The following is an 11,896-nucleotide window of genomic DNA, read 5'->3' as shown; positions in this document are numbered from 1 at the left end:
ACGGTGCGAAGTGCCATACGATCGCGAGCACACCACCCCCGAGGGACCAGCTGCCCAACCGGTGACGACACTTGCACCGAGCAGGAGTCACCTGTCAAGATGGTGATGTGAATCTGAATCATGTCTTCGTATGCGGGCACCCGGCCCTGGACTTCGTGGCCACCCTTCGTGCCCGGCGCTCGACCCGGTTCGAGATGTTCGTGACGCCGGAGCGGCTCAACGCCTGGTACGTGGAGTCCGGACTCGTGGACACGATCACGCCCGGCGAGGAGGACGACGTCCGGGAGGCGACCGCCATGCGTGAGGCCCTTTACCGGCTCGTCACCAACCGTCGGCTCGGTGAGGAGTTCGACCGCGAGGCACTCGCCGTGGTCAACGCCACCGCGCGCAAGACGCCCGCGACGCCGCAGCTCACCATGGCCGGGCGGCACACCGAGGCGACCCCCGACCAGGCCCTGGCGACCGTCGCCCGGAACGCCGTCGAACTACTCAGCGGCCCGGACGTCCCCCTCCTGAAGGAGTGCGGCAACCCGGAGTGCACCCGGGTCTACATCGACCGTTCGCGGGGCATGCGGCGCCAGTGGTGCGGCATGGAGTCCTGCGGCAACAAGATCAAGGCCGCCGCCTACCGCGCCCGCAAGAAGACCGCGCCCGCCGTCACCGCGCGCTGACCCCCTCACCCGGGGGTCGCACGGCCGCGGGGCTCAGCAGGCCGCGAGGGCTCTGAGCGTCGTGCGGAACCTGCTCAGCAGCACCCCACGGGTCCACCGCACGGACGGCGGGAGACCGGCGTACACGTGGTCCCGGCCGGACACGGGCTCGGGGTGCTCCAGGAAGCCCACGACCAGATGCGGCCCGCCGCGCGGGACACACTCGGTCACCGCCCTGCGCAGCCTGACGACATCCTCGTCCGAAACGGCCGGGAACAGGCCCCTCAGCAACGGCTCCTCCACGGCCAGACGCCCGGCCAGCAGGTCGCGGATCCGGTGGGAGGCGCGTGTCCCCTCCTTCATGGCATGCCCCCAGCCCACCGATCCGCCGACCCGCCGTTCCTCGGCGATGCGCCCGATGACGCTCTCCAGTTCGTCGAGTTCCTTCTCCAGGGCCTCGTTCTGCTCGCTCAGCCGGTCGAGACGGCGGACCCGCTCGCGGAACCGCTCCCGCAGCACCGGCCAGAGCAGTTCCTCCTCGCTCAGGTGGTGATGGCGTAAGGAGTCGACCAACCACTGCACGGTCGACACCAACGTCTTCGTGTCGACGGCCGAACCGCCCGCCAGCCGGGTGAAGGAGTGGGCGACGAGCCCCGCGCCGCGGGTCATGACGCCGTGAACAGCGAGCAGTTGCTCGAAAAGACGGGTGCCTTCCCCGACCGGCACCTGCGTGGCGGACATCCGTAGACCTTTCTTCCCCACCCCCGTGCCGCGAGGCGGAACCGCTGCCGATCGAGGGGTGTCTTTCAGTGGAACGAAGAGAGAGCCGGCCCTTCCGATCCCGTGTGCCACCTGCACACCTGTGCGTACGACACATACAGGCACCTGGTCCGTGCGATCACGGAACGTACCACAGTCGGCGACTGCCAAGAAGCGCCCGGACGAGGAGATACGTGTCAGGAGACGAGCACCGCCTGCGCGGACCGCGGACGGTCTCCCCGGAACGCGCGGAGTGACATACCGCGAGTTCGATCCGCCACGTCGTGAGGTACTCGTGCGGCCCCCGGCCGACCGTCTTCTTGAACCGCTCCGCGAGCACGGTGCGGACACCGACCCGGCTCGGGCGGGTTCGGCGACGGTCCCTCACCGATGACGCGGACCACTGACCCCATGTCGTGTGGCCCTGTCGGTGGCCCCGCGGGAGGCCGGGGCCACCGACGCCGGGACGGGCACCCGCCACGGGAAGTGGTGGGTGCTGCGGCAAAACCGTCCCGGCTCTGCCGCCCGCATGGCCGCGGCAGAGCCTTCCACTCTGACAACGCGAGGGCGGGGCCGACGGGTTCAGCGTCACGCACACCTCGCCGTCGCCACGAGGCGTATCAGAGGTACATGGCGCGATGGCTGCGGTAGGCGAACGTGTCGCCCGAGCTGAGGATGGTCACGATGTCCTCGCAGAAACGCCGGTACTCCGCCTCCTGGTCGTGCTCCAGGAGCACGGAGTCGACCGGCCCCTGGGAAACGGCATGCCGGAGGGTGCCCAGCAGCTGTTGCGGGGGCGGCAGCAGCAGAACCTCCATGACGCGCCGGAAGACATCGGTGACCCCGTCCTCCCGCGCGGGCGGTTCGCCTCATGCCTCGGCGCGCGTCTGGCCCGGCACCGCCTGCCGGGCCTGGTCCGCCGCGACGAACAGGGCGAGGCAGGCCATGAGGTGGCCGAGGTCGACCGCGGTCACCTCGATCGGATACAGGCTGGTCAGCTGGTAACCGGACGGGCTGTACAAGGCGTATCCGGCCCGCCCGTCCACGGCGGCGTCGGCGGGCGTGCCCGAGGTGTGCCACTCGGACCACAGCGGCAGTTTCAGCAGCACCTGCACCCAGCTGTCGTAGGCGTCCGAGATGATCCGCTCGTCGTCGTTCTCCAGACCGGCGCTGTGGAGTCGGTAGAGGTGGCCGAGAAGCGGTTCTTCGAGGCTCTGGAACTTCGCGAAGAACACGGGGTCGTCAGGGACCAGTACGTACACGGGACGCCTCCTCTCACCAGCAGGACGAGAGTCCGCGCAGTAGCCCGGCTGACAGAAGCCCGTCATGAGGTTGAACGGAGCAGCCTTGCACGAGGTTCACCTGCTTTTCAACGGGTCGCATGTCCCGAGAGAACTGACGCGGCATTGTCGCAACCTGTCGCTGCCTGATACATGTCACCGAGTGTGACTACTCCGCCCGGGGCCGACGCGGTGACCGACCGGACGGGCGCGCGGCGCGGCCGTGGGCCCGGCCCCGGGACCGCCGCTTCGCGCACATCGCGGCGGGTCCAGCGGCACGAGCGTTCTCAGGCCGCCTCGGGCTGCGCGACCGCGCGCAGCTTACGCAGGGCGTTGTGCTGACGGCTCTTGACCGTTCCGGCCGGCACTCCGAGGATGCCGGCCGTTTCCTGGATGCTGCGGTCGCACAGGTAGATGTGGACCAGCACGGCGCGGTGTTCGGGAGACAGCCTGCGCAGCAGGGGCCGGGCCACCAGGGCGTCGTGCACCGCCTCGGTGCCGTCGGTGCCCGACACGGGGTCGTGGTAGGTGACTCCGATGACTTCCCTGCGCGCGTGGGGCTTGCGCACCCAGTCGATGACCAGATGCCGGGTCACGGTGAAGAGCCAGCCCCGGACGGATCCCTCCATCCCGAGCAGTCGATCGATGTTCCGCCAGGCCCGGATGATGGTCTCCTGGACGATGTCCTCGGCGAGTCCGTGGTCACCCAGCATCTTCTCGGCGTACGAGACGAGACCGTCCCGGTGTTCCCTCATGATGGTGCCGAGCAGGTCGGACCGGGACATAGCCGTGAGCGGCATAGCCATAGTGATCTGAACCATCCTGGTTCTGTGTCGTGCGGCGACCGGAGGCCGGATGCAACCCCCGCGCTCGCACTGTAGGCAGCGGCAAGTGCCAGAAAACTGCCGCATTTGTGTCGTCGCGGTGCCGCGCTCCTGCCGGGCGAGCACATGTGAGCGAGCCACATCCGGGCCGTGCTGGAAAAAGGCCTCTCACCAGGCAGTTTTCCAGCTGCCACGCTGAATCCCCTGCTTCAACAGCATCCAAACCCGTACTCGTGTGAGTTGTACGTCACGTGTGTCGAGCCGCCTTGTCATCACCGGATCGAGCGCCCCGAAAAGAAAACACGTGTGATTGCCGTGAGGCAGTTGGGCGAACCGTGTGTGTATCCGGTGGACGCCAGAAACGTATGTGACACTGACTGCTCGACACGCGATACGCGCGGCGCGGTGCGGGGGATCGAGAGTCACCGGCGCCGTCTGCGCCTTCCTGCGCGTGTTCCGGCGAGACAGCACGCCAACCGGTACGGGTCCGGCCCGTCCGCTGTCGGCGCGCTGGAGAACTCCCTGAAAGGTATGACCACATTGCGTAAGAACCTGCTGCGTCTGGGGCTGACCATGGCCACGGCCGTAGGACTGTCCCTCGGTGCGGGCGCCGCGTTCGCCACGCCGGCCGGTCCGGGTGTGACGGGCAAGGTCATCGCCCAGACCACGTTCGGCGGGAAGGACTACATCCTCCGGCAGATCACCGTTCCCCCCGGCCAGAGCACGGGCTGGCACTACCACGACGGCACCCTCCACGGCTTCGTCCAGCACGGCACCCTCAGCCACTTCGACTCGGACTGCCAGTCCGACGGCGTGTACAAGGCCGGCAGCGCCATCACGGAGCCGGCCGGCGCGGACCACGTGCACATCGGCCGCAACCTCGGCAAGACCGATGTCGTCCTCGACGTGCTGTACGTCCTGCCGCACGGCGCGCCGTTGTCGGAGGACGCCCCCAACCCGGGCTGCGACTTCCAGTAGACCCCGTACCGGGCCCGGCCGCGAGTGGTTCCGCGGCCGGGCCCCCGCAGCCGGGCAGCCAGGTCACTCGGCCGTGGGCGACCAGGCGCGGAACACCGCCGCCTGGCCGTGCACCCGCCCCTGGGCGTCCATCAGGTCCCACATGGTCACGTCCTCGATCCAGAAGGGCCGGCCGTCCTTGCCGACGCGTATCCCCCGGTAGCCGGTGGCCCAGTGGCCGGCCGTCACGGCCCGTACAAAGGCGTCCCGGTCCTCCTGGCCGTCCGGACGCGCGGACAGCCGGGACGGCATGCCGACGAACTCGTCCCAGGTGTAGCCGAAGCGCTGCTGCGCCGTCCTGTTGGCGTAGACGAAGCGCGGATCGGCACACCCGTCGTGCGCCAGCAGGCCGAACGGGGCCCGCTCGTACAGCCACCGCGCGGCGTCCCGCTCGGTCTCCCACCGCGCCGGGCACAGCGGTTCGCCCACCAGCCGCAGGTGGCTGGAGAGCAGCAGGGCCGCGAACGCCGGATCCCCGGCCGGCACGGTCGGCGTCAACGGCATGGCTCCGTCGTCATGTGCAGTCATCAGCATTCACACGTTTCTTTGCAGGTCACGGGACAGGGATCGTCAACGGTCACATGTGTGACCACGCGGACACGGTAGCCCGCCCGTCAGGATTTCCTCCCGGTCGCCCGGCCACGCGCACGCCGCCATGCGCCCTCGCACACGCGGCTCCGCAACATCCGTCACCGTCACGAGCCTTGACAGGGAACCGGCCGTGGCAACAGCCTATGGCAACGTTGTCAGACCGCGAACGCCACCCTCTTCCCGGCAACGCGCGCCACCCCCGACCGACCCCTTGTGATTGGACGACTCATCTCATGGCCGAACAGCCGAGTCCGCCGCAACGCCCCTCCCGGCGTGCCGTCGTCGCCACCGGCTCGACGCTGCTGGCCGGGTTCAGCCTCGGCACGGTGTTCCCGTCCGTCGCCGGCGCCGCCGAACGGCCCGGGACCGCGAGCCTGCCGCCCGGCGCGTCCGCCGCGCCGGGTGAGATCGCCGCCTACCGTCCGGTCCAGGCCTCCTCGCAGGCCTACGCCCCCGCACCCGCCGACTTCGTGGTGGACGCGCTCCCCGGCCAGGGCGTGCGCGGCACCGGATGGCGGGCCGAGGCGGGCGACCCGCAGTGGATCTCGGTCGACCTGGAGGCGGACTGCCGCGTCGACCGGATCCAGCTGACCTTCGAAGCCGACGCGAGCGACCCGGTGTTCACCCCGCCGAGCAGCGGCAATCCGCGCCAGGGCACCACCGGCAAGGAGATCCTCTCCAGTTACGCGACCGAGTTCGTCGTCGAGACCTCCCGCGACCACGACTCCTGGACCAGTGTGTACCGCACGACCGCCGGCACCGGCGGCGTGGTGGACATCCCGCTGGCGCATCCGGTCACGGCCCGCTGGGTGCGGATGACGACCCGCAGGCGCTCCAGCGCCAACCCGCTGGGCCTGAACGGCTTCGAGGTGTTTGGCACCGCACCCGGCCACCGCCCGAAGGCCACCGGCTGGACCGACTGGGGCACCCACCACGGCGAGGTGCCCCGGCTCGCCGTCGCCGCCGACGGCACCGTACCGCTGGAGTCGGGCTGGACGCTCACCCTGGACGACTGGGCGGACGGCGACGGGGCGGCCCTGTCCAGGACGGGCGTGGACACCAGCCGTTGGCTGCCCGCGACCGTGCCCGGCACCGTGCTGGGTTCCCTCGTGGACCAGGGCAAGCTACCCGACCCGGTCGCGGGGCTGAACAACCTGCGCGTTCCGGAGGCGCTGTCCCGGCACTCCTGGTGGTACCGCCGGGACTTCGACCTGCCCCGCGGCCTGCGTACCGGCGCCGGGCGGCACGTCTGGCTGGAGTTCGACGGCGTCAACCACAAGGCCGAGATCTGGCTCAACGGACACGGAGCGGGCGAGGTGACGTACCCCTTCGCCCGCTCCGTCCTCGACATCACCGACCTCCTGGCCGACCAGGGCGGCAACGCCCTCGCCGTAAGGATCTCCCCCATGCCGGTACCCGGCAGTCCCGGCGACAAGGGCCCCGCGGGCGAGTCCTGGGTGGACGCCGGTGCCGACACGATGAACCGCAACTCGCCGACGTACCTCGCCTCGTCCGGCTGGGACTGGATGCCGGCTGTCCGCGACCGCGGGGCGGGCATCTGGAACCACGTGCGGCTGCGATCGACTGGCCCCGTCGTGCTCGGCGACCCGCGCGTGGACACCGTGCTGCCCTCCCTGCCTGACCTGTCGGTGGCCGAGCTGACCGTGACCGTCCCGGTGCGCAACGCCGACTCCGCCGACCACGAGGCCACCGTGTCCGCCGCGTTCGGCGACGTCAGCGTCTCGCGCACGGTCACCGTCCCGGCCGGCCAGGACATCGATGTCGTCTTCACACCCGGCGCGTTCGGCGGCCTGCGCGTGCGGGATCCCGAGCTGTGGTGGCCCAACGGCCTGGGCGAGCCCACGCTGCACGACCTCACCCTGGTCGCCCGGACCGGCGGTGCGGAGAGCGACCGGCGCACCACCCGTTTCGGCATACGGCAGTTCGGCTACGAGTACGACACCCCGCTGAAGTTCACGCCCTCCTCCGACGCGTACCCCCAGACCGTCCAGCTCGGTTCCCGGCGCGCCCGGCACGTGCGCGTCCGGTGCCTGACCCGGGCCACCGGCTGGGGCAACTCGCTGTGGACGCTGTCCGTCCTTGACAGCGCCCGCCCCGGCACCGACCTCGCCCTGCACCAGCCGGCCACGGCCTCCAGCACCGACGAGGACGACCACGGGCCGGCCAACGCCACCGACGGCGACGCAGGCACCCGATGGTCCTCGGCGTGGCAGGACGACCAGTGGATCCGCGTCGACCTCGGCTCGGTGCAGTCCTTCGACCGGGTCGACCTGGTCTGGGAGCAGGCCTACGCGCTGACCTTCACGGTGCAGGTCTCCGAGGACGGCGAGCAGTGGACGGACGCGGCGTCCGTGGACAACACGGCGGTGCCGCTGCCCTTCAACAGCGGTGACGCCGGCCTCCGGGTGACGGACTTCGAGGCCAGCACGGCCCGTTACGTCCGCCTGTCCTGCGGCATCCGCAACACCAGCTGGGGCAACTCCCTGTGGTCCCTGGCCGTCATCGACAGCTCCGCGCCGGGCACCGACCTCGCCCTGCACCAGCCGGCCACGGCCTCCAGCGAGGAGGACGGCCATCCGGCCGCGCAGGCCACCGACGGCAACCCCGGCACCCGCTGGTCCTCCGCCTACGAAGACCACCAGTGGATCCAGGTCGACCTCGGCGCCGCCCGGCGCTTCGATCGCGTGGCCGTCCTGTGGGAGCAGGCCTATCCGAAGACGTACACCATCCAGGTCTCCGACGATGGCTCCACCTGGACCGACGTCACGACCGTCGCCAACACCCCCGACCCGCTGAAGATCAGCGTCAACGGCGTCCGGGTGCTGGTGCGCGGCGGCAACTGGGGCTGGGACGAGTTGCTGCGCCGGATGCCCGCGGCGCGGATGGACGCGGCGGTGCGCATGCACCGCGCCATGAACTTCACGATGATCCGCAACTGGGTCGGCAGCAGCAACCGCGAGGAGTTCTACGCGGCCTGCGACGAACACGGCATCCTGGTGTGGAACGACTTCCCGAACGCCTGGAGCATGGACCCGCCGGATCACGAGGCGTTTGTCTCCGTGGCCCGCGACACCGTGCTGCGCTACCGGATCCACCCGTGCGTGGCCGTGTGGTGCGGCGCCAACGAGGGCAACCCGCCGGCCGCGGTCGACCAGGGCATGCGCGAGGCGGTGCAGAGCCGGGCGCCGGGGATCCTCTACCAGAACAACTCTGCCGGGGGCGTCGTCACCGGCGGCGGCCCCTACAGCTGGGTGGAGCCGGAACGGTACTTCGACCCGTCGACGTACGGCAGCAGGGACTTCGGCTTCCACACCGAGATCGGCATGCCCGTCGTCTCCACCGCCGCCAGCACCCGCGCGATGGTGGGCGAGGACGGGCCGCAGTGGCCGATCGGCGGCGCCTGGTACCACCACGACTGGAGCGAGCACGGCAACCAGGCGCCGCAGAACTACAAGGCGGCCATCGAGACCCGCCTCGGACCGGCCCGTGACCTGGACGACTTCACGCTCAAGGCGCAGTTCGTCAACTACGAGAACTTCCGCGCCATGTTCGAGGCCTGGAACGCCAACCTGTGGGTCAACGCCAGCGGGCTGATGCTGTGGATGTCCCACCCGGCCTGGCACAGCACCGTCTGGCAGACCTACGACTACGACTTCGATGTCAACGGCGCCTTCGTCGGCTGCCAGCGTGCCTGCGAGCCCCTGCACGTCCAGGCCGACCCGGTGAAGTGGCAGGTCATCGCGGTCAACCACACCCGTGGGGCACTGACGGGGGCGACGGTCACCGCCGAGACGTACGATCTGTCCGGCCGCCGGATCGCCGAGACCCGACGCGCCCGCGTCGACGTGGGCCCCGCCGCCACGGCCCGGGCGTTCACCGCGGCGCCCTCTGACGACCTGCCGGCCCTGCACCTGCTGCGGCTGACCCTCGCGGACGACCGGGGACAGGTGTTGTCGCGCAACACCTACTGGCGCTGCCGCACTGCGGAGGCGCTGCGCGCACTGGACAGGGTGAAGCAGGCCACGCTGTCCGCCTCCATCACCCACGTGTCGCGCGACGGAGACCGGCGGGAGGCGAGGGCCACGGTCTGCAACCGGGGGTCCATGGTCGCCGCGATGGTCCGGCTCTCCCTGCTGGACGCCGAGGACGGCGCCCGTGTCCTGCCGACGCTCTACGACGACAACTACCTGTGGCTGCTGCCCGATGAGACACGTACGGTGACCTTGTCGTGGCCCGCCTCCGCCGTGGCCTCGGGCCGACCCAAGCTCCGGGTGGAGGGGTACAACACTGCCCCGGTCACAGTGCACGGCTAGTACTGCGGCAGCGAGAGGCCCGGAGCCCGCGCCGCCCTGGTCACGGCGGCACGGGCTCCCCGGCACGGGTCACACGCTGCGCTCGTAGCTGGCCCACGCGATGTGCGACTCGTGCAGCGTCACGGCTACCTCGTAGATGCCCCGGGCGTTCTCCCCCAGCGCCCCCGCGTGGATCGCCTCGACCAGCCGGTCGGCGATCACCCTGGCGAGGTATTCCGTCGAGGTGTTGATCTGGTGGAACTGCTCTTCGTCGTCCAGGTTGCGGTAGTTGAACTCGCCGGTTATCTTGCCGAGTTCCGTGCTTGCCAGACCGATGTCGACGACGATGTTGTCGTCGTCCAGGTCCGGGCGCCGGAACGTCGCGTCCACGACGAACGTCGCCCCGTGGAGCCGCTGAGCGGGCCCGAAGACCTCGCCGCGGAAGCTGTGGGCGACCATCATGTGGTCACGTACGGTGATGCTGAACAAAGATCCTCCAGGTGGGGCGCCACGACGAATCCATCCGGTAAGGCGGTTCGACGTGGGTTGTTCCGTCCGGCTCGGCGGAGTGTCGCCCGGAGCATATCCGGGGCCACATGTGACTCAGGATGTTTCCCGGGCGGGTACCGGGATCCGGGCCGGCCTTCCCCGGTATGTGAACCAAATGTGCGCACGCTTCGTGTCCATCATGTGTCGGAAGGCTCACGGCCCGGTTGCCTTCCGACACCTTGACGAGGTCGAGCGAGTTCGGCGGAGGAAGACGATGGAGACGTCACTGGGAAGGCGCCTGGAGAAGGTCCTTGCCGACTTCGCCGAGCGTCACGGGATTCTGCCCAAGGTCCAGGAGCAGATGAGGGCGCTGTCGGTGACGGTCCGTTCCAGGGACGGCGTCGTCGAGGTCACCCTGGGCGCCGATGGCCGGGCCTCGGGCGTGCGGTTCGTCGACAGGCGGTACCGGGAGATGGCGGCGCCGCAGCTCGCCGACAGCGTCCTGGAGGCTCTGACGACGGCCGGCGCCGAGGTCGTGGCCCGCGCCACCGCCGTGATGATGTCCACAAGCTTCCCTTTGCCGGTGTCCGCGGAGCCCGTGCCCCGGGTCGAACGGATCGGGCCCGAGGCGATCCGGGAGGTCCAGGAGACACCATCCATGTGCTGGCATCGCCTGGTGCGGGAGAGCCGGGCGGCGGTGGCCGGCCCTGCCCGCGTCCGCGATTGCGGCGCTGTCAAGGCCGGTGGCACCGTGGGCACGTGGTGGCCGGGCACGCAGGAGGCAGGGGCGGGGGTCCGGGGCGGAGCGAGGCCCCAGCTTCAGGGGCCGCTGTGGGGCCGCAGTCGTCTCGACACCCGGCCCGCCTCCTCACGAACCGCCCTGCCGGCAGAGCTGCACGAGGCCGTCATGGCGCTGCGGGACGCCGTGTGCGGCTCCTGTCCGCCTGTGGGGTGCGGGTGTCCGGGGGCTCTGGAACGTCCCCGGAAAAGCACGACCACCGAATCCGCCTGACGGCGGCAGGCGACTCTCTCGTTCACCCGCACTCGACGCCGCTGACACATCCCGTCCGCACCCACGTAGGTTTCTCATTCACACACTCGCCCCCCGCGGCGGGCCCGTCCGGGGGCACGACCGTGACGAGAGGACGTAGAACGACCATGCCGAAGATCCTCCACGACGACGACATCGTCCGCGTCGAGAGCAACGTCTATGCGGTATCCGGCAGCGACACCAACTGGGTGATCATCAAGGACGGCGACAGCTGCACCCTCGTTGACACAGGCTACCCCGGCGACCGCGACGCCGTGTTGGCCTCACTCGAGGCTGTCGGGCTGAACGCTCACTCCGTGGCCGCCGTCCTGGTCACCCACGCGCACAACGACCACCTCGGTGCCGCCGAACACCTGCGCTCCGAGTACGGCATACCCGTGCTCATGCACCGGGACGAGGTACCGCACGCCCGCCGCGACTTCCTCGACCAGGTGTCTGCCGGGCAGGTACTCGCCGAAGCATGGCGGCCCGGTGTGCTCCGGTGGGCCGTGAGCGCCCTGCGTGCCGGGGGCACCATCCACGTTCCGGTCCACGAGCCGCAGGCCTTCCCCACGCCGGAGGCACTGGACCTGCCCGGCGCCGCCGTTCCTGTGCACACCCCGGGACACACCAAAGGCCACTGCGCATACCACCTGCCCTACAGCGGCATCCTGATCACCGGCGACGCCCTGGTGACCGCGCATCCCACGTCACGGACCAGCGGACCGCAGCTGCTGCCCGGCATGTTCCATACCGACCGCGCCCGGGCGATCGACTCGCTGGCCGTGATCGAGGAGATGGACGCGGGCATCATTGTGCCTGGTCACGGCCCCGTGCACCACGGGTCGACGAAGGAGGCCGCCCTGACGGCCCGCGAGCGCGCCGAGCGGTGACGGAGCCAGCAGAGGCAGGCGGACGACACCCCCTCCCTCGGCACACGGCG

The 11,896-nt window shown here is 70.2% G+C and carries 11 protein-coding genes; 5 read left to right on the top strand and 6 right to left on the bottom strand.

The window, feature by feature from the left end; genetic code table 11:
* Positions 1 to 107: 107 nt before the first annotated feature.
* Complete coding sequence (locus A6P39_RS42695; RefSeq protein ID WP_275884327.1) at positions 108 to 671, top strand: CGNR zinc finger domain-containing protein; 564 nt, start codon at positions 108 to 110, stop codon at positions 669 to 671.
* 33 nt (positions 672 to 704) lie between these two features.
* Here the strand turns inward: A6P39_RS42695 and A6P39_RS42690 are convergent, their stop codons facing one another.
* From A6P39_RS42690 to A6P39_RS42675, 4 genes are all read right to left on the bottom strand, one after another.
* Positions 705 to 1,391 carry a hemerythrin domain-containing protein gene (locus tag A6P39_RS42690; protein WP_275884326.1) on the bottom strand — a complete coding sequence of 229 codons (687 nt, stop codon included), beginning with the start codon at positions 1,389 to 1,391 and terminating at the stop codon, positions 705 to 707.
* A 638-nt stretch (positions 1,392 to 2,029) separates the two neighbouring features.
* Positions 2,030 to 2,227, bottom strand: coding sequence for a hypothetical protein (locus A6P39_RS42685; RefSeq protein ID WP_275884325.1), 198 nt, complete (start codon positions 2,225 to 2,227; stop codon positions 2,030 to 2,032).
* Between the two features lie 51 nt (positions 2,228 to 2,278).
* Positions 2,279 to 2,671 (bottom strand): hypothetical protein, encoded by a 393-nt coding sequence (locus A6P39_RS42680; RefSeq protein ID WP_275884324.1) that lies wholly within the window; start codon positions 2,669 to 2,671, stop codon positions 2,279 to 2,281.
* A 305-nt stretch (positions 2,672 to 2,976) separates the two neighbouring features.
* Positions 2,977 to 3,474, bottom strand: a complete 498-nt coding sequence (locus A6P39_RS42675; protein ID WP_275884323.1) for a sigma-70 family RNA polymerase sigma factor — start codon at positions 3,472 to 3,474, stop codon at positions 2,977 to 2,979.
* Positions 3,475 to 4,086: 612 nt separating this feature from the next.
* Between A6P39_RS42675 and A6P39_RS42670 the strand changes: the two genes are divergently transcribed.
* The gene (locus A6P39_RS42670) at positions 4,087 to 4,491 is read left to right on the top strand and encodes a cupin domain-containing protein (RefSeq protein ID WP_275884400.1); all 405 of its coding nucleotides are present in this window, start codon (positions 4,087 to 4,089) and stop codon (positions 4,489 to 4,491) included.
* A gap of 63 nt (positions 4,492 to 4,554) precedes the next feature.
* Here the strand turns inward: A6P39_RS42670 and A6P39_RS42665 are convergent, their stop codons facing one another.
* Entirely contained in the window at positions 4,555 to 5,058 is a 504-nt protein-coding gene (locus A6P39_RS42665) for an MEKHLA domain-containing protein (RefSeq protein ID WP_275884322.1), read from the bottom strand.
* A gap of 296 nt (positions 5,059 to 5,354) precedes the next feature.
* Here A6P39_RS42665 and A6P39_RS42660 point away from each other — a divergent pair, with 296 nt between their 5' ends.
* On the top strand, positions 5,355 to 9,455 hold the full coding sequence (locus tag A6P39_RS42660; protein WP_275884321.1) for a discoidin domain-containing protein: 4,101 nt from the start codon (positions 5,355 to 5,357) through the stop codon (positions 9,453 to 9,455).
* Between the two features lie 69 nt (positions 9,456 to 9,524).
* On the opposite strand, the gene A6P39_RS42655 is transcribed toward A6P39_RS42660, so the two are convergent.
* Complete coding sequence (locus A6P39_RS42655) at positions 9,525 to 9,923, bottom strand: 6-pyruvoyl trahydropterin synthase family protein (RefSeq protein ID WP_275884320.1); 399 nt, start codon at positions 9,921 to 9,923, stop codon at positions 9,525 to 9,527.
* Positions 9,924 to 10,197: 274 nt separating this feature from the next.
* On the opposite strand from A6P39_RS42655, the gene A6P39_RS42650 reads away from it, so the two are divergent.
* Positions 10,198 to 10,935 carry a YbaB/EbfC family nucleoid-associated protein gene (locus A6P39_RS42650; RefSeq protein WP_275884319.1) on the top strand — a complete coding sequence of 246 codons (738 nt, stop codon included), beginning with the start codon at positions 10,198 to 10,200 and terminating at the stop codon, positions 10,933 to 10,935.
* 146 nt (positions 10,936 to 11,081) lie between these two features.
* Positions 11,082 to 11,846 (top strand): MBL fold metallo-hydrolase, encoded by a 765-nt coding sequence (locus A6P39_RS42645; RefSeq protein WP_275884318.1) that lies wholly within the window; start codon positions 11,082 to 11,084, stop codon positions 11,844 to 11,846.
* Positions 11,847 to 11,896 lie beyond the last annotated feature (50 nt).

This window comes from Streptomyces sp. FXJ1.172, from assembly GCF_001636945.3.
In the GTDB taxonomy this organism is placed as follows: Bacteria; Actinomycetota; Actinomycetes; order Streptomycetales; family Streptomycetaceae; genus Streptomyces.
The sequence above is the reverse complement of the archived record's forward strand: the minus strand, read 5'-3'. Positions and strand labels throughout refer to the sequence as shown.